Genomic DNA, 19,749 nt, shown 5'->3' on the forward strand with positions numbered 1-19,749 from the left:
CAAGTTTTCTTTTTCAGACAATGAAAAGTGGTGGTCTTGCGCTTTCGGCGGTCTGGTGCGAGCGAAGGCCGGGATACGTGTTCGGTCGTTCTGGTTGAGGCCCGGGCATCCCGGTGTCGGGGATGCCCGGTGGTGTTTTCAGGCGGTAAACATGCGCGCCTGTTCGCGAAGGGTGAATTTCTGGATTTTCCCGGTCGATGTTCTGGGCAGGTCCTGAAAAACGATCCGTTTTGGTGCCTTGAACCCGGCCAGGCTTTGCCGGCAGAAGCCGATCAGCGCTGTTTCTTCGACCGCTGCGTTCGTCTTCAGTTCGACAAAGGCGCAGGGCACTTCGCCCCATTTTTCGTGCGGCATGGCGACGACGGCGGCAACTGCGACGTCGGGGTGACGATAAAGCGCCTCTTCGACTTCGATCGACGAGATGTTCTCGCCGCCCGAGATGATGATATCCTTTGATCTGTCCTTGAGCTGGATATAGCCATCGGGATGCATCACACCCAGATCGCCCGAATGGAACCAGCCACCGGCAAAGGCCTCTTGCGTCGCTTCGGGGTTGCGGAAATAGCCCTTCATCACGACGTTGCCGCGAAACATGACTTCTCCCATGGTCCGGCCATCGCGCGGAACGGGCTGCATGGTGTCGGGATCGACAACGTCGAGCCCTTCGAGCGGCAGGTAGCGCACGCCCTGGCGGGCCTTGAGTGCGGCCTGCTGCGCCGGAGGCAGGGCGGACCAGTCGTGATGCCAGTCGTTGACCACGGCGGGTCCGTAGGTTTCGGTCAGCCCGTAGAGATGGGTGACGTCGAAACCGGCCTCTTTCATGTCTGCCAGAACCGATTCCGGCGGTGGCGCGGCGGCGGTGAAGAACTGCACGGGCCGGTCGAGATCGCGTTTGACGTCGTCCGGGGCTGAAATCAGCAGCGACATCACGATGGGCGCGCCGCACAGGTGGGTGACGCCTTCGTCGGCGAGGGCATTCCAGATCGGTTCGGCCCGGACCTGCCGCAGGCAGACATGGGTGCCGATGATCGCTGACATCGTCCAGGGAAAGCACCAGCCGTTGCAGTGGAACATCGGCAAGGTCCACAGATAGACCGCGTGTTTTGCCATTGATGAGGTCAGCGCGTTGCCTTGCGCCAGCAGATATGCGCCCCGGTGATGCGAGACAACGCCCTTGGGATTGCCTGTGGTGCCGGAGGTGTAGTTGATCGAGATTGCATCCCATTCGTCCTCGGGCATCAGCCATGCGAAATCCGGGTTGCCGCGGGTCAGGAACACCTCGTAATCGGCGGCCTCGAATTCGGTCCGCGGGCCGTCATATTCCGGGTCGTCATATTGGATCAGCGTCGGCTTTACCGCGGCAAGCGCTAGCGCCTCCTGCATCAGCGGCATCAGTTCCCGGTCCACGATCACCAGCTTTGACATCGCGTGGTCAAGCTGGAAGGCGATGATGGCGGCGTCCAGCCTTGTGTTGATCGAATGCAGAACCGCCCCGCACATCGGCACACCGTAGTGGCATTCCAGCATCGCTGGCGTGTTGAACAGCAGCGCCGACACCGTATCGCCGCGCCCGATCCCGTTCTTGGCCAGGGCAGAGGCCAGCCGGCGCGACCGTGCATAGAACTCGGCATAGCAGCGGCGCAGGGGGCCGTGCACGATCGCCGTATGATCGGGAAAGACGGTTGCGGCGCGTTCCAGAAAGCTGAGCGGTGTCAGGGGCTGGTAATTCGCCGGGTTGCGGTCCAGGCCGGAGTTATAGGGGTTTTTGTCCATCGGTTCAGGCGTCCTGCCATTGGGGCTTGCGTTTCTCGATGAAGGCACCGATGCCTTCCTCGGCGTCACGGGCGAGCATATTGTCGACCATCACCTGCGTGGCATAGTCGTATGCCTTTGCCAGGGGCAGTTCGCGCTGGGCATGGAAGGCCCGTTTGCCGGTGGCCAGCGTCATGCTGGATTTCGAGGCGATCTTGGCGGCCATCTCTGTCGTGGCATCCCGCAGCGCCTCGGGGGGTACCACGCGGTTGATCAGCCCGAATTCGACCGCCCGGGCGGCGGATATCATGTCGCCGGTCAACAGCATTTCCATCGCGTGCTTGCCGGCAACATTGCGCGACAGCGCGACCATCGGTGTTGAACAGAACAGCCCGATATGTACACCCGGCGTGCTGAATTGCGCGGTATCCGCTGCGATGGCCAGATCGCAGCTGGCGACAAGCTGACACCCGGCCGCCGTGGCGATACCCGCGACCTCGGCAATCACGGGCTTGGGGCAGTTCACGATCGCCTGCATGGTGGCCGAGCACATCGTCATGATTTTGGTGAAATACGCCCGGCCCCGATCCGGGTTCGTGCGTCCGGCGGTCATTTCCCTGAGGTCATGACCGGCGCAGAAGGCGGGCCCGTTCGCGGCGAGGACAATCACCCGAACTTCCGGGTTGGTTCCCGCCTCGGCAAAGGCGGTGCCAAGGGCGAGCAGCATTGCCTCGGACAAAGGATTGCGCCGCGCGCCATCGTCCAGCGTCAGGCGCAGGATGCCCCGGTTGTCCAGATCACGCAGCAACATCGTTCTCTCCGTCACGGAAGTGGATGACATTCGGGATATGCAGGATGTTCACCTCGACACTGTCGGCCAGCGTGTTGGCGATGAAGCAGTAGCGATGGGCGCGGTCCTGCATCTGCGCCATGTCCGCGTCGCCGACCTGAAAGCCGGTGTCGAACCGCACCACCGGATGCAGGTCGATGCGTGTCACCGACATCTGGCCGCGCGCGTTCTTGCCCAGATGCGCAACGGCGTGATCGTGATAGCTGGCCACCGGCCAGCCTGCCTTGGCGGCCAACGCGAGAAAGGTCATCATGTGGCAGCTTGACAGGGCCGAGGCCAGCGCCTGTTCAGGGTTGGTGTTGGCGGGATCGCCGCCCCAATCCGGGGCGGCGTCCACCTGGACGTCATACTGGTTATTGTATTGCACCACATGTTCTGCGGAATAGGCCCCCGGCTTGAACTCGGGGGTCGTGCGGTGCCAGTGCAGCTGGATCGAAAGGTCCGACATTTTTTGAACTCCCGGGCCTGTCCGTTACGCGGCGGCGAGTGATTTCTTGGGGTCGTAGAACGGGATATCCACGATGATGGCGCGGGTCGGCCCCGAGGTCGTGATCACCTCGACCTCTGTGCCAATCACCGCGGCATCGACGGACACCATCGCCAGGGCGATGTTCTGCTTGAGGCGCGGCGAGTAGACGGCCGAGGTCACCTTGCCGATGCTTTCGCCCCCCGCGTTGATCGCCCAGAAGGTCGTGTTCGGCCCTTTCAGCGGCGCGCCGTCGATGACCAGCCCCACCTGTTTGCGGCTGACACCCGTTTCCTTGATGCGGCGCAGCGCGGCCTTGCCGATGAATTCGGCCTCGATGTCGATGTTCACAAGGCGGTCGAAGCCCAGCTCGAACGGGTTGGTGTGGATGTCGGCATCGGCGTGATAGGACAGCATGCCGCCCTCGATCCGGCGGATCGACGAGGTGTGCCCGGGTTTGAGACCAAAGGGCATGCCTGCCGCCATGATCCGCTCCCACAGGGCATCGCCAAAGGTGCTGTCGCGCAGGTAAAGCTCGTAGCCCAGTTCGCTGGACCAGCCGGTGCGCGATACGATCAACGGAATACCGTCGAGTTCGACTTCGCGCAGCCAATAGTATTTCAGGTCCATGATGGTGTCGCCAAAGAGCGTGCGCATGATCTCGCCCGATTTCGGGCCCTGCAGCTGCAGCGGCGACACGTCGGGTTCACAAATCGTGACGTCCAGGCCGGAATGCACCGCCACGCCCTGCGCCCATAGCAGGATGTCGCTGTCAGCGAGCGAAATCCAGAAGTGGTTTTCCGCAAGGCGCAGCAGGATCGGGTCGTTCAGGATGCCGCCGTCGGCGTTGGTGATCAGCACGTATTTGCACTGGCCCACGGCCATTTTCGACAGATCGCGCGGGGTCAGCATCTGCACGAAGCGCGCGGCATCAGGACCGGTGATTTCGACCTGACGTTCGACCGCCACGTCACAGAGGATCGCGTCGTTGACGAGGTTCCAGAAGTTCTGTTCCGGGTCGCCGAAATCGCGCGGGATATACATGTGGTTGTAAACCGAGAACCCCTTTGCGCCCCAGCGAACGGTTGCGTCGAAATAGGGGGATTTCCGGATCTGCGTGCCGAAACCGAAATCGTCTGATTGCGTCATGTCTTTCACCCTTTTTCACCACCGGCCAATCTGCGGTGGATGATTTGAACTGGGCGAGTGATTAGCGTGGGATGGCGCGCGGTTGCGGTCTGAAAACGAGGCCCGGAAAGGCCAAACAGGCTTTTTATCCGGCGTGGGAAAGACCGTTCAGTCTGTGACCTTTGGCCGGGCGGTGCCGGCCGCCAGTTCCGCAAGATTCGGCTGTGCGGATTTGACCTTGCGCGTGACGATATAGGTCATGTACCGACCGACGCCCAGCTCTTCGGCAAGCAGGGTTTCCATCAGGTCCTGAAAGCGGGCGAGCGACGGGGTGACGATTTTGAGCACATAATCCATGCCGCCGCCGGTCGCGACGCATTCCGTGACCTCGTCGAGTTTCTTGATGCATTCCTCAAACCGGTCGAAATCGGCCTTGCGGTGCTGCGTCAGCGAGACGGTCACGATGACCTGGGTGTAGTCGACGATGCGCTCAAGCGCGATATCGGCGTGGTACCCCCGGACATACCCGGCCGCTTTCAGCTTGGTCAAACGGTCCCAGCACGGTGTCGGGGACAGGTTCACGAGCTCGGCCAGCTTGGTTTTGCTTAGCTGGCCATGGCTCTGAATTGCGCTGAGAATGCGAATGTCGGTCGCATCCAGGCCAAGCTTTTTCATTCGTTCGGAACCCTCTTTGGATCGTGCCGCAATATTTATCACCAATTTCGCGGGTGCAACTTATTCCTTTTGGAAGTTTCATTTTCCGGATGGTTCTGCCGGTCCTGGTCCGCTGGTTGCCATCGGCTCGAACGCCGACAACACGTGTGTGTTCAAGGCTTCGTTGATGACAGGGTATTTCAGCATCCGGTCGCGCAGGCGCGATTGCAGCAGGTCGCCCATGCGCACTTTTATTTGTGCGGATCAAATCGGGACAGGTATCCCGGCGGTTCGAAATGCGTTCGGTTCAGGCGGGGCTGACCGCGTGCAGGCGCCATTTGTCGGGGACGCCTTTCAGTTCATGTTCGCCGCAGTCCTGAAAGCGGAACGGCGCGCCAAGCATGAGCTGGCGGGTGAGATCGGAGGCGAGGACCTGGCCGCCTTGCGCCCGGTCCATCACCCTTGCGGCCACGACCACGCCCAGACCGCTGATGTCGTCGCCGCGAATGACGATCTCACCCGTATGGGCGCCAAAGCGGGTTCTGAGATCGATCGCCGACAGGGCGTCGCGCACCGAGTTGGCGCAGGTCAGGGCGTTGGTGGGAGAGCCGAACGTCGCCAGCACGCCGTCGCCGGTGAACTTCACCAGATGGCCGCCGTGGCGGGCAATCTGCGACGAGCAGATGCTGTCGTGGCGGTTCATCAGGTCGCGCCAGCCTTCGTCGCCGATACTGGCCTGTTGCGAGGTCGAGTCCACCAGATCGGAGAACAGGACGGTGGCGAGCGTACGCGTGGGTTGCAGCGTCACCGGTGCTGCGCCGGTGACGAATTCGACGATTGCCGAGGCATAGCGGTCGACGTCGCCTTCCCACGGTACATGTTCGTGGCCCGGCACGGTTCGGTATTCGGTCGCGGGCATCAGGCGCAGGAAATCCTGAGCGCAGTCGCGGCCGTTGGGTTCTTCGGTATCGCGGTGAATGACCAGCGTGGGTTGTGAGATGGAGGGCAGCAATTCCCGGATGTCGATATGGGCGGCAAGTTCGAACAGGTTGGCGACGGTGATGGGGGTGGCGCTCATTCTTTGGAAATGCGCCCAGGCTTCCTGACCTTCGGCGTCATCCCTGGCGGGGCCGAAATCGGAAAAGGGATGCGGTTTGTTGGGCTTTCCCCAGTTCTCGTGGAATTGCTTCAGCGCCTGTTCAAGGCTTTCCTGATCCAGATAGCCGCGGGTCAGGCGGCCCTGCGCATAGCCGCCGCACAGGGCGAGCCGTTCGACCCGCTCGGGGCGCATGGCCGCGTAGACGCAGGCAAGCGCGGCACCCTCGGAAAAGCCGATGACAGTGGCCGAGGCCATGTCGGCGGCATCCATCACCGCCTCGATATCCATCGTGCGCTCTTCCAGCGTGGGCGTGCCCTGGATGCGGTCGGACATGCCATTGCCGCGCTTGTCGAAGGTGGCCAGCCGCCCGATGGAGCTGAGGGCGTTCATCCATTGCAGATAACCGGGGTTTTCCAGCGACGCCTCGAGATGTGAAATCATTCCCGGCACCAGCACGAGGTTGCGCGGCCCGTTACCCCAGACCTGATAGGCGATGGACAACCCCTCGCTTTCGGTAAAGCTGGTTTCGACGTTGACGGTCATGTTTCCCCCACAATTGCAGGCTGGTTGCTCTTCCGAATTGGATCCGGGATGAGGCCGATGCATGTTCATCATGAGCGGTGATGGGGATTTTGGTCAATGTTTGGTTTGGGGATGTATCTGGGTGTGAAGGATCAAACGGCAGGGCTCACCCGACCGGGTGGATGCACTGGTCTGGGCGCTGCATGAGTTGATTGTGGGGCCTGCGGGGGTGTATCGGCGGCCGAGGGTGAGGGCTTTGTGAGGGTACAGTGAAAATGCAATTCCACTGGGAATAGGTGCGCTGGCCAATCAGCACAGACCTGTTTTTCTTACTTAGTGGCGATCCCTGTCTTTGAGAACTGCAGCATGTGTCTTCAAAAAGCCACTTATTTGCTCGCTTAGGTCTATCATTTTATGAGAAACGGCGACTATTTCGGCATTCGTGTAAGTGGAGAACCCTCCATGATGATGATACTCGCCGCCAGCTTGATATTTCGGTGCTGCGCTGGCTAACCGACAGAATGTTGTCTCATCGTCCTTCTGTTCCATTATGATTGAGTGAATTATGTCATTCCTCTCGGCTACGAGGTCGTTAAGGCGCTTCGAGATTTCCAACCAACTGACAAAAACCTCTTGTGTCTTGTTTCTAAAAACTTCAGCGAGATATCGCTTTATTGTTTCTGATTTCCTTTTGGGGTCGCTTGCTCCAAAGATCGCCAAACTTGCCTGCATATTGAGAGAGAAACAATTTGTGCAGGCACCAAGCAACTTAGCGTCAAGCTCCCTGTAGGCCTCAGTCAATTGACCTATCGCAAGCAAGTATTCATCACCACGTGTAGACATTATATATAAACCAATCAGATTGTTAGTGCCGCAATCTCATAACTGGCGTCATTAGGTGCCTCGCACAACCATAAGTTTGAATACTCTTTGCTACTTGAGAGTTTCCCCGTTGCCCAACCCCCGTACGCTCCGTTCCCAAGACCTAAACCTCTGCCCGTCATAACTCCTTTCAACAAGCCGGGCAGAGCGGCGGCAGAAAGGAGCATCAACTGATGGTATTCGATTTCTTGCGTCGTGGATCGGCTGGGCGCGCGCCGGAGGCGAAGGCGAGCGCGGCGGGGCCTGTGGTGGCGTGGCAGACGGGCGGGCGCGTGGCGTGGAGCCCGCGCGACACCGTCTCGCTGACGCGGACGGGGTTTTCCGGCAATCCGGTGGGGTTTCGGTCGGTCAAGCTGATCGCTGAATCGGCGGCGGCGCTGCCGCTGGTGCTGCAGGATCAGGCGCAGCGTTACGAGACACATCCGATGCTGGCCCTGATGCGGCGTCCGAATGCGGCGCAGGGGCGGGCGGAGATGATGGAGGCCTTGTTCGGGCAATTGCTGTTGTCGGGAAACGCCTATGTCGAGGCGGTACAGACCGAGGACGGGCTGCCGGTTGAGCTGCACGTTCTGCGTTCCGACCGGATGAGCGTGGTGCCGGGGGCGGATGGGTGGCCCAGGGCGTATGATTACAGCGTGGGCGGCAAGACGCACCGGTTCGCGGCAGATGTCATCTGTCACATCAAGGCGTTTCATCCGCAGGATGATCACTACGGGTTTTCGCCGTTGCAGGCGGCGGCGATGGCGATTGATGTGCATAACAGCGCCTCGCGCTGGTCGAAATCGCTGCTGGACAATGCGGCGCGGCCTTCGGGGGCGCTGGTCTGGAAGGGTGGCGATGGTCACGGCGTGATGGCCGAGGATCAGTTCCGCCGTCTTTCAGATGAAATCGAGCAGAACTATCGCGGGGCGCGCAATGCTGGCCGCCCGATGGTTCTGGAAGGGGGCCTGGATTGGAAGCCGATGGGGTTCTCGCCCTCGGACATGGAGTTTCAGAAGACCAAGGAAGCCGCCGCCCGCGAGATCGCGCTGGCCTTTGGGGTCCCGCCGATGCTGCTGGGGATACAGGGCGACGCGACCTATTCGAACTATCAGGAGGCCAACCGGGCGTTTTACCGCCTGACCGTGCTGCCCCTGGTGACGCGGGTGGCGGCGGCGGTGTCGGAGTGGCTGTCGGGCTTTACCGGCGAGGATCTGATGCTGAAGCCCGATCTGGATCAGGTGCCCGCACTGGCCGCCGAGCGCGATGCGCAATGGGCGCGCGTGAGCAGCGCCGATTTTCTGACCGACGCGGAAAAGCGGTCTTTGCTAGGACTGCCGCTGCTGGTGGAGGATGCGGATGGCTGAGGGATATTCGCCATTCGACTGCGCGCCGGGCTTGCGACTGGCGGCGCATGAACGGGTCGCGGCGATCCAGCACGAGCACCTGTGTCGCAGGCTGGACCGGATCGAAGAGATGATGGAGCGGCTGGAAAAGCGGCTGTGGCTGACCGTTTACGGCGTGGCGGCGGTGATCCTGGCGCAGGCGGTGCAATCGTTTCTGGTGGCAGCGCCATAAAATCAGAGGCTTACGAGGAGGTGTTCATGGAATTGGAACACAAATTCGCGCGGTTCGGCGAAGGGTTTTCGGTGACCGGAGATGCGGTGATCGAGGGCTATGCCAGCTTGTTCGGGCAGGTGGATCAAGGCGGCGATGTGGTGCAGAAGGGCGCCTATTGCGCCTCGCTTGCGGCGTTGGCGGTGGCGGGTCGGCGGGTCAAGATGCTGTGGCAGCACGACCCCGCGCAACCGATCGGCGTCTGGGACGAGGTGCGCGAGGATGCGCAGGGACTGCGGGTCAAGGGGCGGCTGCTGGAGAGCACACAGAAGGGACGCGAGACAGCGGAACTGATCCGTGCGGGCGCGATCGACGGTCTGTCGATCGGCTATCGAACCAAGCGCGCCGCGAAAGATGACAAGGGTCAGCGGCTTTTGACCGAGCTGGAGCTGTGGGAGGTGTCGCTGGTGACCTTTCCGATGTTGCCCAGCGCCCGGGTTGCCGCCAAGGGAGCGGACCCCGAGGCCGGGGATACCTGGCGCGAGATTGCCGAGGTGTTCCGTGATGCCCGGCTGGAGCTGGCGCGACCCTAGCGCCGTAAAACCACCCCCAGAAAAGGAAGTGCTGATGAGCAAGACCGAAACCCCGGCCTTGGCCGGAGAGGGTGTGCCCCTGGTTCAGGAGGTGAAGCAGGCGATGGCTGGCTTCGTGAGTGAATTCAAGGGGCTGAAGGCTGAAGTTCAAACGAGATTGCAACAGACAGAAGAGCGACTGACCATGCTGGATCGAAAATCAAACAAGGCGGCGCGCCCGCATTTGGCGGCCTTTGGCGACGAAGGAGCGCCACATCAAAAAGCCTTTGACGCCTATGTGCGGTCGGGCGACGATGACGGGCTGCGCGGCCTTGAGATGGAGGCGAAATCTCTGTCCACCGCCGTTAACAGCGATGGTGGTTATCTGATCGATCCGCAAACCGCCGAGATCATCAAGTCGGTACTGAAATCCACCGCCTCGATCCGGTCGATCGCGTCGGTGGTGAATGTCGAGGCGAATTCGTTCGACGTGCTGATCGATCATACCGATCTGGGTGCGGGTTGGGCCGATGAAAGCGCGGTCACCTCCGAGACCGGGACGCCGTCGATCGAACGCATCTCGATCCCGCTGAACGAACTGAGTGCGCTGCCCAAGGCGTCGCAGCGTTTGCTGGATGACAGCGCGTTCGATGTCGAGGGCTGGCTGGCGGGGCGGATTGCCGACAAGTTCGCCCGGGCCGAGGCGTCGGCCTTTATCAATGGGGATGGCGCGGACAAGCCCACGGGTATCCTGAACCATCCGGCGGTCGACAATGACGTCTGGGCCTGGGGCAACATTGGTTATGTGCCGACCGGGATCGCGGGCGGTGTCGACGCCGATGCGATTGTCGACGTGGTTTATGCGCTGGGTGCGCAATACCGGGTCAATGGTACATTCGTGATGAACTCCAAAACCGCGGGCCTGATCCGCAAGCTGAAGGATGCCGATGGCCGATTCCTGTGGTCGGATGGTCTGGCCGCGGGCGAACCTGCGCGTCTAATGGGGTATCCGGTGCTGATCGCCGAGGATATGCCGGATGCGGGCCCTGACAGCTTTTCGATCGCCTTCGGTGATTTTCAGGCAGGCTACACCATTGCCGAACGCCCTGATCTGCGCGTGCTGCGCGATCCGTTCAGCGCCAAGCCGCATGTGCTGTTTTACGCGACCAAACGCGTCGGCGGCGATGTAAGCGACTTTGCCGCGATCAAGCTGGTGAAATTCGGCGCCGCGTAACCGCGTCGAAGCCGGGGCGGGGTGACCTGCCTCGGGTGGCGGGCGCGGGCCGGGGTGAGATCCCTCGCGTTGTCTAGCTGCTCCCCTCCGTCCGAGCAACGTGGGGCGGCGCGTGCCCATCATTTTCCTGACTGAGGCCCCGGTGGGGTCCGAGATTGCGGAGTGAATGGATGATGTTGATCGAAGAAACCGCCATCGCGGATGCGGCGCTGCCGGTGGATCAGTTCAAGGCGCATCTGCGGCTGGGCACCGGGTTTGCCGAGGGCGACGTGCAGGACGAGGTGCTGAAAGGTTTTCTGCGTGCGGCCATTGCCGCAATTGAGGCACGCACCGGCAAGGTGCTGATCGCGCGCCAGTTTTCCTGGACGCTGACCGGCTGGCGGGATCGGAACCGCGAAGTATTGCCAACCGCGCCGGTGCAATCGGTCGAAGCGGTGGTGCTGATCGATGCGGCGGGTGTCGAGACGGTGGTGGACGCCGCACGGTACCGTTTGGTGCAGGACACTCAGAGGCCGCTATTGTGCCCGGTGGGGGCGTATCTGCCCGTTGTCGCAACCGGAGGGTCGGTCCGGATCACCTTTACCGCCGGGATGGCCCCGGATTGGGGTGAACTGCCTGCCGATCTGGTGCAGGCGATACTGATGCTGGCGGCGCATTACTATGAATACCGCCATGAGACCGCGTTGGGTGACGGGTGCATGCCCTTTGGGGTCACCAGCCTGATCCAGCGCTATCGCATGGTCCGGTTTGGCGCGGGGGTGCTGCAATGAGGCTGCCGCATCTGAACCGAAGGCTGGTGTTGGAGGCGCCGCTGCGCAGCCCGGATGGCGCGGGCGGGTTTACGGAGCGCTGGATCGCGCAGGGCACGGTCTGGGCCGAGGTGACTGCCCGCACCGGGGCCGAACGCCCGGTGGGTGGGGCCGCGATATCGCGCGTCGGCTACCGCATCGTGGTGCGGGCCGCGCCGCAGGGGTCAAGCATGCGACCGGCGCCCGACCAGCGGTTCCGCGATGGCGCGCGGTTGTTGGTGATCCGGGCGGTGGCCGAACATGACGCGCAGGGGCGTTTTCTGAATTGTTTCGTAGATGAGGAGGTGGCGGCATGAGTTATGGAATGGCAGCCCCGCTGCAGGCGGCGGTGTATCAGCATCTGCTGGCGGACGTGGGCGTTGCGGCATTGGTTGGAAGCGCGATCTTCGACGTGGTGCCGTCGGGGACGGTGCCCGAGACCTATGTGACGCTGGGACCGGAAGAGGTGCGCGAGGCGTCGGACAAATCCGGCGCGGGAGCGCTGCACCGCCTGACGATTTCGGTGGTGTCCGAGGCATCTGGATTTGCAACGGGCAAGGCTGTGGCCGGGGCAATCTGCGATGCGCTTGAGGCGCCGCCGCTGAGCCTGAGCCGGGGGCGGCTGGTGGGACTGTGGTTCGAAAAGGCCTCGGCCCGGCGCACCGGAACGGGTGGCGCGATGCGCCAGATCGATCTGAGATTCCGCGCCCGCGTGGAAGACAACTGAGCAATCAAACTTTTGGAGAGAGCATATGGGTGCCCAGAACGGAAAAGACCTGTTGGTCAAGGTGGACATGAACGGCACGGGCCTGTTCGAGACGATTGCGGGGCTGCGTGCCACGCGGATCAGCTTCAACGCGGAAAGCGTGGATGTGACCAGCCTGGAAAGCCAGGGTGGCTGGCGTGAATTGCTGTCGGGAGCGGGGGTGAAATCTGCCGCGATCTCGGGCTCGGGCGTGTTCAGGGATGCCGGCACGGACGAGCGTGCGCGGCAATTGTTCTTTGACGGCGAGATACCTGCCTTTCAGGTGATCATACCCGATTTCGGCATTGTCGAGGGACCGTTCCAGGTGACCGGGATCGAGTATGCGGGTTCGCACAATGGCGAGGCGACATACGAGATGAGCCTGGCAAGTGCCGGGGCGCTGACCTTTACGGCGCTGTAACGCGATGGCCAATCCGTGGACGGGTGAGGTGGCATTGACCATCGACGGGCAGCGGCGGGTGCTGAAGCTGACGCTGGGCGCTTTGGCCGAGTTGGAGCAGGCGCTTGAGGCCGGATCGCTGGTGGATCTGGTGCAGCGGTTCGAAGGCGGCAGTTATTCCAGCCGCGACGTGCTGGCGCTGGTGGTTGCCGGATTGCGCGGCGGCGGTGCGGATGTGAGCCGCACCGACCTGCTGCGGGCCGAGATCGAGGGCGGGCCGATGGCGGCGGCGAGGGTTGCGGCTGAGTTGCTGGCGCGGGCCTTCATGCTGCCGGGCGAGGCATGAGCCGGTTCGACTGGTCCGCGCTGATGCGGGCCGGGCTTTCGGGCCTGCGGCTGACGCCGGAGCAGTTCTGGCGTCTGACCCCGGCTGAGTTGCGGCTGATGCTGGGGCAGGGTGCGGGGCAGTCGCCGATGAACCGCAAGGGTCTGGAGGCGCTGTTGGCGGCCTTTCCGGACAAGACACAAGGAGTAAGCGATGACGGAGAGTGACGGGTTCGACGATCTGGAAACGCGCAGCGAGGCGCTGGGAGATGCGCTGGGCGACGCGGCTGCCATGGCCGCAGGGTTCGACAGCGAGCTGCAGCGCGTGCGTTCGGCGCTGGCGGAAACGGGCAAGGATGTGGCGACGCTGGAACGGGGATTGTCCAAGGGGCTGCGGCGGGCGTTCGATGGCGTGGTGTTTGACGGGATGAAGCTGTCGGACGCGCTGGAAACGGTGGCGCAGTCGATGATCCAGACCACCTATTCGGCCGCGATCAAGCCGGTGACGGATCATTTCGGCGGCTTGCTGGCCTCGGGTGTGAACAGTCTGGTCGAGGGCATTCTGCCCTTTGCCAAAGGTGCCGGGTTTGCGCAGGGGCGGGTGATGCCTTTTGCCAATGGTGGTGTCGTCAGCGGCCCGACATCCTTTCCGATGCGGGGCGGATTTGGCCTGATGGGCGAAGCTGGGCCCGAGGCGATCATGCCGCTGGCGCGGGGCGCCGACGGCAAGCTTGGGGTGCGCAGCGCCGGAGGCGGCCAACCGATCAATGTGGTGATGAACGTGACAACCCCGGATGTGCAGGGGTTCCGCCGCAGCCAGGGGCAGATCGCGGCGCAGATGAGCCGCGCGCTGGGCCGCGGCAATCGCAATCGTTGAGGCCGGGAGGACAGAGATGAATTTTCACGAGGTGAGGTTTCCCGCCAATCTGAGTTTCGGCTCGGTCGGCGGGCCCGAGCGGCGCACGGATGTGGTGACGCTGGCCAACGGGTTCGAGGAGCGCAACACGCCCTGGGCCCATTCGCGGCGGCGCTATGATGCCGGTCTGGGCATGCGCTCGCTTGACGATATCGAGGTGCTGATCTCGTTTTTCGAAGCGCGGCGCGGGCAGCTTTACGGCTTTCGATGGAAGGACTGGTCGGATTTCAAATCGGGGTTGGCCTCGGCCGGGACTGCGTTCGGGGATCAGGTGATTGCGCGCGGCGATGGGGAAACCACGGTGTTCCAGTTGCTCAAGACCTATCGCTCGGGCGGGTTCGAGTATGCGCGCCCGATCCTCAAACCGGTTCTGGGCACGGTGCGGATCGGCGTCGAACAGGACGAGATGAAGGAGGGGGTTGATTTCGACGTTGATCCCGCAACAGGTCTGGTGACATTCGCGGTGCCGCCTTCGGAAGAGGCGCAGATATCGGCAGGGTTCGAGTTTGACGTTCCCGTGCGGTTTGACACCGACCGTATCCAGACGAGCGTGGCGAGCTTCCAGGCAGGCGACGTGCCCAATGTGCCGGTGGTGGAGGTGCGGGTCTGATGGCGAGCATGTCCAAGAGTTTTCAGGCGCATGTGGCGGGGGGATTGACCACGCTTTGCCGGTGCTGGGCCGTGACGCGGAGCGACGGCGTGGAATACGGGTTCACCGATCACGATTGTGGACTGAGCTTTGAAGGGGTGGACTTTCAGGCTGACAGCGGCCTGACGGCGGCGGCACTGGAGCAATCGACCGGTTTGTCCATCGACAACAGCGAGGCGATGGGCGTGTTGTCGGATGCCGCCATCCGGGACGAGGATATCGAGGCCGGGCGTTTTGATGGTGCCGAGGTGCGGGTTTGGCTGGTGAACTGGGCCGACCCGCGCGACCGCTGGCTGCAGTTTCGTGGCTCGATTGGCGAGATCCGTCGCGCGGGCGGCGCGTTTCACGCCGAGATGCGCGGGTTGACGGATGGCCTGAACCGTCCGCTGGGGCGTATCTATCAGAAGCCATGCACGGCGGTTCTGGGAGATCGCGATTGTAGGTTTGACGCCGCGCAGCCGGGATATTCGGTCGAGTTGAGCATCGAAGCCATGGAAGACGCCCGCGTGTTCCGCTGGGCCGATCTGAGCGGGTTCGAGCCGGGATGGTTCCAGCGCGGGCGAATGACGGTGCTTGACGGCCCGGCTTTGGGACTGTGGGGCACGATCAAGCGCGACGAGATCGAAGAGGGCCACAGGGTCATCGAGTTGTGGGAGCCTATCCGCGCGGGTCTTGTGGCCGGCGATCGGGTAAGGCTGGTGGCGGGCTGCGACAAGCGGTTCGAAACCTGCCGGCTCAAGTTCAACAACCTCTGGAACTTTCAAGGTTTTCCGGACCTGCCCAATGAGGATTGGGTCCTGGCGGTGCCGAAATCGAGCGCCGCCAATACCGGAGGCAGCCGGAGATGACGGCAGGAAGGCAAGATGTGGTCGAGGCCGCACGGGGCTGGGTGGGAACGCCCTATCTGCATCAGGCGTCCTGGCGCGGTGCAGGGACGGATTGTCTGGGGCTGTTGCGTGGGGTCTGGCGCGAGCTTTACGGGGCCGAGCCCGAGACGGTTCCCGCATACAGCATGGACTGGTCGGAGCCGCAGGGCGAGGAACGTTTGTGGCAGGCGGCGCGCCGACATCTGATCGAGAGTCCCTTGTCGGAGTTGGAGCCGGGCGACGTGATCCTGTTCAGGATGCGAAGCGCCTCGGTTGCCAAGCATGTCGGGCTGATCAGCGAGACCGGTCCGCATCCGAAATTCATCCACGCTTATTCCGGGCGAGGTGTTGTCGAAAATCCATTGAGCGAGCCGTGGCGGAACCGTATCGCGGCCCGGTTTCAATTTCCGCTGAAGGAGCAGTAAATGGCGACCATTCTACTTTCTGCCGCAGGTGCGGCCATTGGCGGGTCGATCGGCGGAACCGTCGCGGGCCTCTCCACCGCCATCATCGGGCGCGCTGTTGGGGCGACGCTGGGCCGGGTGATCGACCAGCGCCTGTTGGGGGGCGGCAGCGAGGCGGTTGAAACCGGCAAGGTTGATCGCTTTCGCCTGACCAGTTCCGGTGAGGGGGCGCCGGTGGCTTCGGTATTTGGCCGGATGCGTGTCGGGGGGCAGGTCATCTGGGCGTCGGATTTCCTGTCCACGACGCAAAGCCATACATCCGGCGGCGGCAAGGGCGCTGCGCCGAAACCCGAGGTGACGACGACCGAGCACAGCTATTCAGTATCGCTGGCCATTTCCGTAGGTGCGGGCGAGATTGCGGGGATCACCCGTGTCTGGGCTGACGGCGAAGAGATCGCGCATGCAGACCTGGACATGCGCGTCTATCGGGGTACCCAAGATCAGCTACCGGATCCGCTGCTGGAAGCCATCGAGGGGGCGGGCAAGGTGCCCGCCTATCGCGGTACGGCTTACGTGGTGATCGAGAACCTGCAACTGGTGCCCTATGGCAACCGGGTGCCGCAATTCTCGTTCGAGGTGGTGCGGCAGGAACAGCCGGACATGCCGGGGTATGACGACCGGCTGGCCGCGATCGTGCGGGGCGTCGCGTTGATGCCGGGAACCGGTGAATATGCGCTGTCGACGCGGCAAGTCAATTATACTGACGGGCCGGGTAGTTACTGGGCGGCCAACACCAATTCGCCGTCGGGCCAGACGGACATGCTGACTTCGCTGGCAGTACTGGACTCTGAGTTGCCGGGATGTGAGGCGGCTTCACTGATCGTGTCCTGGTTCGGCAATGACCTGCGGTGCGGGGATTGTGAGATCCGGCCCAAGGTGGAACGTCGGGACTATGATGGGGCGAATATGCCGTGGCGCGTGTCGGGTGTTTCACGCGCTGGCGCACAGGAAATGCCGCGCGCGGATGGCGAGCCGGTATATGGTGGCACCCCGGCGGATGCGTCGGTGATCGAGGCCATCCGTCACCTGAACGTCAGCGGCAAGCGCGTGATGTTCTATCCGTTTATCCTGATGGATCAATTGGCCGGAAACGGTTTACCCGATCCGTGGACAGGGAACGAAGATCAGCCGCACCTGCCGTGGCGCGGAAGGATCACCCTGGACGTAGCGCCGGGGCGACCGGGGTCATCGGATGGAACCTTTGCGGCAGATGCCCAAGTGGCACAGTTCTTTGGCACGGTGTCGGCGGCAGATTTCGTGATCGGCGACGGAACCGTTTCCTATACCGGTGCCGATGAATGGGGGCTGCGCCGGTTCATCCTGCACAATGCCGCGCTTTGCGCTGCGGCAGGTGGGGTGCATGCGTTCTGCATCGGATCGGAAATGCGTGGATTGACGCAAATTCGCGGCGCCTCGGGCTTTCCGGCGGTAGCGGAGTTGAAACAGCTTGCCGCTGAGGTGCGTGCCATTCTGGGTCCGGATGTCCGTATCGGATATGCCGCCGACTGGTCGGAATATTTCGGGTATCAGCCGCAGGACGGCAGCAACGACCGGTATTTCCACCTTGACCCGCTTTGGGCCGATGACAACATCGATTTCATCGGTATCGACAACTATATGCCGATCTCGGACTGGCGCGAGGGTGAGGAACATCTGGACGCGCTGGGCGGGGTGCGGTCGATCTATGATCTGAGCTATCTGCAGGGCAATATCGAAGGCGGCGAGGGTTATGACTGGTACTACCACTCGCCCGAGGCGGAAGAGGCGCAGATCCGCACGCCGATCACCGATGGCGAACATAGCGAACCGTGGGTCTGGCGATACAAGGATCTGCGCAACTGGTGGGCCAATCCGCATCACGAGCGCATCGGTGGAGAGCGTATGGAAACGCCGACCGCGTGGGAGCCGCGGTCGAAGCCGATATGGTTCACCGAACTGGGTTGTGCTGCCATCGACAAGGGGACCAATCAGCCGAACAAGTTTCTGGACCCCAAATCGTCGGAATCCCACCTGCCGAAGTATTCCAGCGGCGCTCGGGATGATCTGATCCAGGTTCAGTACCTCAAGGCGGTGCTGGGGTATTGGGACAAGCCCGAGAACAATCCGGTTTCGCCGCTGTACGAGGGCCGGATGATTGACATGACCAATGCCTATGTCTGGGCCTGGGACCTGCGCCCGTTTCCGGTTTTTCCCAATCGGGTGAGCCTGTGGAGCGATGGCGGGAACTATCCGCGCGGTCACTGGCTGAACGGGCGGTCGGGAAGCCGCACACTGGCTTCGGTGGTGGGTGAGATCTGTCATCGCTCGGGAGTGCGCGAAATTGATGTGTCGGAGCTGTGGGGCATCGTGCGTGGGTATGTGGCCGAAGAGGTCAGCGATGCGCGCGGTCTTCTGCAACCTCTGATGTTGCGCTATGGCTTTGATGCGATCGAGCGGGACGGCGTGCTGACGTTCCGGATGCGGGACGGGTTGCGCCCTGTTGATCTGATCGAAGACCAGTTGGCAATGTCGTCGGAGGTAGATGGCACGATTGAGTTTCGCCGCGAGGCAGATGTGGAAATGTCAGGCCGGGTACGGCTGAAATTCGTGCAATCGGATGCAGATCACGATGTTGTATCGGAAGAGGCGGTTTTGCCGGACGAGGCCACCCATTCCGTTGCCGCCAGCGAGATGCCGTTGTCGATGACCCGTTCCGAGGGGCGGCAGACGGTCGAAAGATGGTTGGCAGAAGCGCGGGCGTCGCGTGAAACAGTCAAGTTCGCGCTGCCGCCGTCTCAGATTGAGGTGGGAGCAGGCGACATCGTGCGCCTGCCTGGTGCCAATGGCGAGGCAGGCGTGCTGTTCCGTATCGACCGGGTGGAGCAGACCGAATTGCAATTGGTCGAGGCCGTGCGGATCGAGCCGAACGTGTATCGTCCAAGCAATATCGACGACGTGCTGCCAAGTGGGCAGGCGTTTGTACCGCCGTTGCCGGTTCTGCCGGTCTTTTTGGATCTGCCGCTGATCACTGGCGACGAGGTTGCCCATGCGCCGCACCTGGCGGTTACCGCAAGTCCGTGGCCGGGATCGGTTGCGGTCTATGCCTCGACAAGTGACGAGGACTATGCCTTGTCCGACATCGTTGCCCGTCGCGCCGTGATCGGGTTCACCGAGACCGGACTGTTGCGCAGCGACGCCGGTCGCTGGGACGAAGGCGACGCGTTGCAGGTTAAGCTGACAGCCGGGGCGCTGGAGTCGCGATCCGCCTTGACGGTACTGAACGGCGCCAATCTTGCGGCTATCGGGGACGGCAGCAACGGCAATTGGGAACTGTTCCAGTTTCGCGATGCCGAGCTGATTGCGGAACGAACCTACCTGCTGCGCGGGCGCCTGCGCGGCCAGTTGGGCAGTGACGCACTGATGCCCGAGGTCTGGCCTGCGGGGTCGAACTTTGTGTTGATGAACGGGGCTGCGACGCAGATCGGGCTGAAGCGGTCGGAGCGCCGGCTGGCCAAACACTATCGCATCGGATCGGCCCGCCGGGGATACGACGATCCGTCCTACACGCATCGGATCGAGTCGTTCGATGGAAACGGCCTGCGCCCCTATTCGCCGGTGCATTTGCGAGCTGTTGAGCAAGGGGGAGATCTGGTGCTGTCCTGGATCCGTCGTACACGGATTGACGGTGACAGCTGGGACGGGTTCGAGGTGCCGCTGGGCGAAGAAAGCGAGGCCTATCTGGTTCGTGTCCGCAAGGATGGGGCGATTGTCCGCGAGACGGTGACCGAGGCACCGCTTTGGACGTATGGCGCGGGTGCGCAAGCGGCGGATGGGGTCACGATGCCCTTCGAGATCGAAGTGGCACAGGTATCGGTGATTTACGGCCCCGGCCCGTTCACCGGCTTGCGGCTGGAGTAGCGTGG

At 62.5% G+C, this 19,749-nt stretch carries 23 protein-coding genes; 15 read left to right on the forward strand and 8 right to left on the reverse strand.

Going from position 1 to position 19,749, the window contains the following annotated elements; all coding sequences use genetic code 11:
• Positions 1-138: 138 nt before the first annotated feature.
• From AC2FNB_RS01640 to AC2FNB_RS01675, 8 genes are all read right to left on the reverse strand, one after another.
• Positions 139-1,773: an acyl-CoA synthetase gene (locus AC2FNB_RS01640; RefSeq protein WP_480748300.1), complete on the reverse strand. Its 1,635-nt coding sequence runs from the start codon at positions 1,771-1,773 to the stop codon at positions 139-141.
• A 4-nt stretch (positions 1,774-1,777) separates the two neighbouring features.
• Positions 1,778-2,563 carry an enoyl-CoA hydratase gene (locus AC2FNB_RS01645; RefSeq protein ID WP_496744065.1) on the reverse strand — a complete coding sequence of 262 codons (786 nt, stop codon included), beginning with the start codon at positions 2,561-2,563 and terminating at the stop codon, positions 1,778-1,780.
• A complete protein-coding gene (locus tag AC2FNB_RS01650) occupies positions 2,550-3,050 on the reverse strand; it encodes an OsmC family protein (RefSeq protein WP_496744066.1) in 501 nt (166 codons plus the stop codon). Before AC2FNB_RS01650 ends, AC2FNB_RS01645 begins: the two co-directional genes overlap by 14 nt.
• A 24-nt stretch (positions 3,051-3,074) precedes the next feature.
• Positions 3,075-4,217 (reverse strand): glycine cleavage T C-terminal barrel domain-containing protein, encoded by a 1,143-nt coding sequence (locus tag AC2FNB_RS01655; protein WP_496744068.1) that lies wholly within the window; start codon positions 4,215-4,217, stop codon positions 3,075-3,077.
• Positions 4,218-4,364: 147 nt separating this feature from the next.
• Positions 4,365-4,871, reverse strand: coding sequence for an Lrp/AsnC family transcriptional regulator (locus AC2FNB_RS01660; protein WP_496744070.1), 507 nt, complete (start codon positions 4,869-4,871; stop codon positions 4,365-4,367).
• Between the two features lie 78 nt (positions 4,872-4,949).
• On the reverse strand, positions 4,950-5,093 hold the full coding sequence (locus AC2FNB_RS01665; protein WP_480748305.1) for a hypothetical protein: 144 nt from the start codon (positions 5,091-5,093) through the stop codon (positions 4,950-4,952).
• A gap of 64 nt (positions 5,094-5,157) precedes the next feature.
• Positions 5,158-6,492: an adenylate/guanylate cyclase domain-containing protein gene (locus AC2FNB_RS01670; RefSeq protein WP_480748306.1), complete on the reverse strand. Its 1,335-nt coding sequence runs from the start codon at positions 6,490-6,492 to the stop codon at positions 5,158-5,160.
• Between the two features lie 312 nt (positions 6,493-6,804).
• Positions 6,805-7,314, reverse strand: a complete 510-nt coding sequence (locus AC2FNB_RS01675; RefSeq protein WP_496744071.1) for a hypothetical protein — start codon at positions 7,312-7,314, stop codon at positions 6,805-6,807.
• A gap of 212 nt (positions 7,315-7,526) precedes the next feature.
• Here AC2FNB_RS01675 and AC2FNB_RS01680 point away from each other — a divergent pair, with 212 nt between their 5' ends.
• The 15 genes from AC2FNB_RS01680 to AC2FNB_RS01750 all read left to right on the forward strand — a co-directional run bounded on the left by AC2FNB_RS01680 (position 7,527) and on the right by AC2FNB_RS01750 (position 19,744).
• Positions 7,527-8,699, forward strand: a complete 1,173-nt coding sequence (locus tag AC2FNB_RS01680; protein ID WP_480748308.1) for a phage portal protein — start codon at positions 7,527-7,529, stop codon at positions 8,697-8,699.
• On the forward strand, positions 8,692-8,910 hold the full coding sequence (locus AC2FNB_RS01685; protein WP_480748309.1) for a GTA head formation protein, RCAP_rcc01685 family: 219 nt from the start codon (positions 8,692-8,694) through the stop codon (positions 8,908-8,910). The genes AC2FNB_RS01680 and AC2FNB_RS01685 overlap by 8 nt, the downstream gene beginning before the upstream one ends.
• Before the next feature lie 26 nt (positions 8,911-8,936).
• Complete coding sequence (locus AC2FNB_RS01690; RefSeq protein WP_496744074.1) at positions 8,937-9,482, forward strand: HK97 family phage prohead protease; 546 nt, start codon at positions 8,937-8,939, stop codon at positions 9,480-9,482.
• A gap of 34 nt (positions 9,483-9,516) precedes the next feature.
• Positions 9,517-10,695, forward strand: coding sequence for a phage major capsid protein (locus AC2FNB_RS01695; RefSeq protein WP_496744076.1), 1,179 nt, complete (start codon positions 9,517-9,519; stop codon positions 10,693-10,695).
• Between the two features lie 170 nt (positions 10,696-10,865).
• Positions 10,866-11,465: a head-tail connector protein gene (locus AC2FNB_RS01700; protein ID WP_480748312.1), complete on the forward strand. Its 600-nt coding sequence runs from the start codon at positions 10,866-10,868 to the stop codon at positions 11,463-11,465.
• A complete protein-coding gene (locus tag AC2FNB_RS01705; RefSeq protein ID WP_496744078.1) occupies positions 11,462-11,800 on the forward strand; it encodes a head-tail adaptor protein in 339 nt (112 codons plus the stop codon). Before AC2FNB_RS01700 ends, AC2FNB_RS01705 begins: the two co-directional genes overlap by 4 nt.
• The gene (locus AC2FNB_RS01710; RefSeq protein ID WP_480748314.1) at positions 11,797-12,210 is read left to right on the forward strand and encodes a DUF3168 domain-containing protein; all 414 of its coding nucleotides are present in this window, start codon (positions 11,797-11,799) and stop codon (positions 12,208-12,210) included. The genes AC2FNB_RS01705 and AC2FNB_RS01710 overlap by 4 nt, the downstream gene beginning before the upstream one ends.
• A gap of 25 nt (positions 12,211-12,235) precedes the next feature.
• Complete coding sequence (locus AC2FNB_RS01715; protein WP_480748315.1) at positions 12,236-12,649, forward strand: phage major tail protein, TP901-1 family; 414 nt, start codon at positions 12,236-12,238, stop codon at positions 12,647-12,649.
• Positions 12,650-12,653: 4 nt separating this feature from the next.
• Positions 12,654-12,974 carry a gene transfer agent family protein gene (locus AC2FNB_RS01720; RefSeq protein WP_480748316.1) on the forward strand — a complete coding sequence of 107 codons (321 nt, stop codon included), beginning with the start codon at positions 12,654-12,656 and terminating at the stop codon, positions 12,972-12,974.
• Complete coding sequence (locus tag AC2FNB_RS01725) at positions 12,971-13,180, forward strand: rcc01693 family protein (RefSeq protein WP_480748317.1); 210 nt, start codon at positions 12,971-12,973, stop codon at positions 13,178-13,180. Before AC2FNB_RS01720 ends, AC2FNB_RS01725 begins: the two co-directional genes overlap by 4 nt.
• Positions 13,167-13,829 carry an RcGTA-type gene transfer agent tail tape measure protein gene (locus AC2FNB_RS01730; RefSeq protein ID WP_480748318.1) on the forward strand — a complete coding sequence of 221 codons (663 nt, stop codon included), beginning with the start codon at positions 13,167-13,169 and terminating at the stop codon, positions 13,827-13,829. Before AC2FNB_RS01725 ends, AC2FNB_RS01730 begins: the two co-directional genes overlap by 14 nt.
• A gap of 16 nt (positions 13,830-13,845) precedes the next feature.
• Positions 13,846-14,478 (forward strand): phage distal tail protein, Rcc01695 family, encoded by a 633-nt coding sequence (locus AC2FNB_RS01735; RefSeq protein ID WP_496744082.1) that lies wholly within the window; start codon positions 13,846-13,848, stop codon positions 14,476-14,478.
• Entirely contained in the window at positions 14,478-15,365 is an 888-nt protein-coding gene (locus AC2FNB_RS01740) for a phage/gene transfer agent baseplate hub protein (protein ID WP_496744084.1), read from the forward strand. Before AC2FNB_RS01735 ends, AC2FNB_RS01740 begins: the two co-directional genes overlap by 1 nt.
• Positions 15,362-15,808, forward strand: a complete 447-nt coding sequence (locus tag AC2FNB_RS01745) for an NlpC/P60 family protein (protein WP_480748321.1) — start codon at positions 15,362-15,364, stop codon at positions 15,806-15,808. Before AC2FNB_RS01740 ends, AC2FNB_RS01745 begins: the two co-directional genes overlap by 4 nt.
• The gene (locus AC2FNB_RS01750) at positions 15,809-19,744 is read left to right on the forward strand and encodes a baseplate multidomain protein megatron (RefSeq protein ID WP_496744086.1); all 3,936 of its coding nucleotides are present in this window, start codon (positions 15,809-15,811) and stop codon (positions 19,742-19,744) included.
• Positions 19,745-19,749: the final 5 nt, after the last annotated feature.

This window comes from Ruegeria sp. BHSB058, from assembly GCF_059613285.1.

Coding starts and splice junctions, on each gene's coding strand:
- AC2FNB_RS01640 (WP_480748300.1), bottom strand. CDS start 1,773: ATGGACAAAAACCCCTATAACTCCGGCCTGGACCGCAACCCGGCGAAT.
- AC2FNB_RS01645 (WP_496744065.1), bottom strand. CDS start 2,563: ATGTTGCTGCGTGATCTGGACAACCGGGGCATCCTGCGCCTGACGCTG.
- AC2FNB_RS01650 (WP_496744066.1), bottom strand. CDS start 3,050: ATGTCGGACCTTTCGATCCAGCTGCACTGGCACCGCACGACCCCCGAG.
- AC2FNB_RS01655 (WP_496744068.1), bottom strand. CDS start 4,217: ATGACGCAATCAGACGATTTCGGTTTCGGCACGCAGATCCGGAAATCC.
- AC2FNB_RS01660 (WP_496744070.1), bottom strand. CDS start 4,871: ATGAAAAAGCTTGGCCTGGATGCGACCGACATTCGCATTCTCAGCGCA.
- AC2FNB_RS01665 (WP_480748305.1), bottom strand. CDS start 5,093: ATGGGCGACCTGCTGCAATCGCGCCTGCGCGACCGGATGCTGAAATAC.
- AC2FNB_RS01670 (WP_480748306.1), bottom strand. CDS start 6,492: ATGACCGTCAACGTCGAAACCAGCTTTACCGAAAGCGAGGGGTTGTCC.
- AC2FNB_RS01675 (WP_496744071.1), bottom strand. CDS start 7,314: ATGTCTACACGTGGTGATGAATACTTGCTTGCGATAGGTCAATTGACT.
- AC2FNB_RS01680 (WP_480748308.1), top strand. CDS start 7,527: ATGGTATTCGATTTCTTGCGTCGTGGATCGGCTGGGCGCGCGCCGGAG.
- AC2FNB_RS01685 (WP_480748309.1), top strand. CDS start 8,692: ATGGCTGAGGGATATTCGCCATTCGACTGCGCGCCGGGCTTGCGACTG.
- AC2FNB_RS01690 (WP_496744074.1), top strand. CDS start 8,937: ATGGAATTGGAACACAAATTCGCGCGGTTCGGCGAAGGGTTTTCGGTG.
- AC2FNB_RS01695 (WP_496744076.1), top strand. CDS start 9,517: ATGAGCAAGACCGAAACCCCGGCCTTGGCCGGAGAGGGTGTGCCCCTG.
- AC2FNB_RS01700 (WP_480748312.1), top strand. CDS start 10,866: ATGATGTTGATCGAAGAAACCGCCATCGCGGATGCGGCGCTGCCGGTG.
- AC2FNB_RS01705 (WP_496744078.1), top strand. CDS start 11,462: ATGAGGCTGCCGCATCTGAACCGAAGGCTGGTGTTGGAGGCGCCGCTG.
- AC2FNB_RS01710 (WP_480748314.1), top strand. CDS start 11,797: ATGAGTTATGGAATGGCAGCCCCGCTGCAGGCGGCGGTGTATCAGCAT.
- AC2FNB_RS01715 (WP_480748315.1), top strand. CDS start 12,236: ATGGGTGCCCAGAACGGAAAAGACCTGTTGGTCAAGGTGGACATGAAC.
- AC2FNB_RS01720 (WP_480748316.1), top strand. CDS start 12,654: ATGGCCAATCCGTGGACGGGTGAGGTGGCATTGACCATCGACGGGCAG.
- AC2FNB_RS01725 (WP_480748317.1), top strand. CDS start 12,971: ATGAGCCGGTTCGACTGGTCCGCGCTGATGCGGGCCGGGCTTTCGGGC.
- AC2FNB_RS01730 (WP_480748318.1), top strand. CDS start 13,167: ATGACGGAGAGTGACGGGTTCGACGATCTGGAAACGCGCAGCGAGGCG.
- AC2FNB_RS01735 (WP_496744082.1), top strand. CDS start 13,846: ATGAATTTTCACGAGGTGAGGTTTCCCGCCAATCTGAGTTTCGGCTCG.
- AC2FNB_RS01740 (WP_496744084.1), top strand. CDS start 14,478: ATGGCGAGCATGTCCAAGAGTTTTCAGGCGCATGTGGCGGGGGGATTG.
- AC2FNB_RS01745 (WP_480748321.1), top strand. CDS start 15,362: ATGACGGCAGGAAGGCAAGATGTGGTCGAGGCCGCACGGGGCTGGGTG.
- AC2FNB_RS01750 (WP_496744086.1), top strand. CDS start 15,809: ATGGCGACCATTCTACTTTCTGCCGCAGGTGCGGCCATTGGCGGGTCG.